The following is a 701-nucleotide window of genomic DNA, read 5'->3' on the forward strand; positions in this document are numbered from 1 at the left end:
TGCGTTGCGGCGAATGCGCCAGGCACGCTCCTCCAGGCTGGGCGCGTTCGAGAGCGCCCCTTCGCGCGTATTCATGCGCGTCTCCTTCCCTGCTTGTGGCGTGAGGCCGGCTCGGGCCGGACCGTTCAGTGGATCAGCATGCCGCCGTTGACGTCGATCACCGCGCCGGTGACGTAAGAGGACAGATCGGAGGCGAGGAAGAGGTAAATCCGCGCCACATCGACCGCCTCTCCGAGGCGGCCGAGCGGGATGCCCTTGATGATGTCCGCCCTCATCTCGTCGGTCAGCTTGCCGCCGGTGATGTCGGTCTGGATCAGGCCGGGCGTGACGCTGTTCACCCGGATGTTGTCCGGCCCCAATTCCCGTGCCATGGCTTTCGCCAGCCCCAGCACCCCGGCCTTGGCCGCGGAATAATGCGGGCCTCCGAAAATGCCCCCGCCGCGCTGTGCCGAGACGGAAGACATGCAGGCGATCGATCCCTGTCGGCGCTCCCGCATGTGCGGGATGAGGGCTTGGCTGAGGTAGAGCACGCCGGTCATGTTGACGTCGACGATGCGCTGCCAGTCCTCCGGCCTGATCTCCATCGTCTTCACGGGCTGGGAAATGCCGGCATTGTTGATCAGGATGTCCACCTGTCCCAAGGCGGCGATGGCCTGCCCGGCGGCTTGTCGGCAATGCTCGACGTCGGTGACGTTGCAGCC

At 66.0% G+C, this 701-nt stretch carries 1 protein-coding gene; it reads right to left on the minus strand.

Annotation, left to right across the window (positions count from 1 at the left end; all coding sequences use genetic code 11):
* Positions 1-125 precede the first annotated feature (125 nt).
* The coding region (locus D2K64_RS23945; protein ID WP_157986128.1) for an SDR family NAD(P)-dependent oxidoreductase at positions 126-701 on the minus strand (576 nt) is incomplete at its 5' end.

Origin of the sequence: Teichococcus vastitatis (genome assembly GCF_003604215.1) — a bacterium.
GTDB lineage: Bacteria > Pseudomonadota > Alphaproteobacteria > Acetobacterales > Acetobacteraceae > Pseudoroseomonas > Pseudoroseomonas vastitatis.